We start from the raw sequence: 1,116 nt of genomic DNA, 5'->3' as shown, positions 1-1,116 counted from the left end.
TTGGTGGAGGTGGAGGGGCACGGGCGGGAGTCGCTTGTGGAGGGGATGGATCTGTCGCGGACGGTGGGGTGGTTCACGGCGGCGTATCCGGTGCGGTTGGATGCGTCCGGGGTGGACCTGGCCGACGCCGCTTCGGGTGGTGCGGGGGCCGGTGATCTGGTGAAGCGGATCAAGGAGCAGGTGCAGGCCGTTCCCGGGGACGGACTCGGCTATGGACTGCTCCGCCACCTCAACCCGCGGACACGCGACGAGTTGGGCTCCCTGCCGTCGCCTCAGATCGGCTTCAACTACCTGGGACGATTCGCCTCCACCTCCACCTCCAGTTCTACCTCCACCGCCGACCCGATCGTCCCCTGGGAGCCAGCCGGCCCCTCCGCGCTCGGCGGAGCCGCCGATCCCGCCATGCCCGCCTCCCACCCGCTCGACGCCGGTGCAGTGGTCCGGGACACGCCCGACGGCCCCGTACTCGAGCTCACCCTGAGCTGGCCCGCCGCACTGTTCGACGATGCTGCCGCCGAGCGGCTGGGCCGTGCGTGGCTGGAGCTGCTGTCCGGGCTCGCCGCCCATACCGCCGATCCCGGCGCGGGCGGCCACACCCCCTCCGACTTCCCGCTCGTCGATCTCGCACAGGACGAACTCGACGATCTGGAAGCAGAGTTCGCCGACGACCTCATGTGATCCGACCACTGCCGAAGACCGTTGTGAGGAGTAGCACGCGATGACTCGGATTGGCATAGAAGACATCTGGCCGCTGTCTCCCCTCCAGGAGGGGATGCTCTTCCACGCTGCCATCGAGAGCGAGGGCTCGGATGCGTATGTGGGGCAGCGGACTCTGGAGCTGACCGGGCCGGTGGACGCGGCACGGTTGCGGAAGACGTGGCAGGCGTTGCTCCAGCGGCACGCGGTGCTGCGCGCCGGGTTCCGGCGGCGTAAGTCCGGTGAAGCGGTTCAAGTAGTCGCTCGGGAGGTGGTGTTGCCGTGGCGTGAGGTGGATGTGTCGGGGTTGGGTGGTGACGCCGGCGGTGACGGTGGTGCGGTGGTGGCGGCGGAGCGGGTGGCGGGGGAGGAGTTGGCGTGTGGGTTTGATGTGGGGGTGCCGCCGTTGGTGCGGGTGGC

At 69.6% G+C, this 1,116-nt stretch carries 2 protein-coding genes; both read left to right on the top strand.

Translation table 11 applies throughout. The annotated features are described in order from the left end of the window. Nucleotides 1-678: condensation domain-containing protein (locus ACFWPS_RS54040; protein ID WP_383721942.1), on the top strand; the 678-nt coding region annotated here is incomplete at its 5' end. Between the two features lie 40 nt (nt 679-718). Continuing rightward, a partial coding sequence (locus ACFWPS_RS54035; protein WP_383721940.1) for a condensation domain-containing protein occupies nt 719-1,116 on the top strand: 398 nt, incomplete at its 3' end.

Source organism: Streptomyces sp. NPDC058457 (assembly GCF_042720695.1).
Classification (GTDB): Bacteria; Actinomycetota; Actinomycetes; order Streptomycetales; family Streptomycetaceae; genus Streptomyces.
Note: the sequence above shows the minus strand (reverse complement) of the source record. Positions and strands in the feature narration are given on the sequence as shown.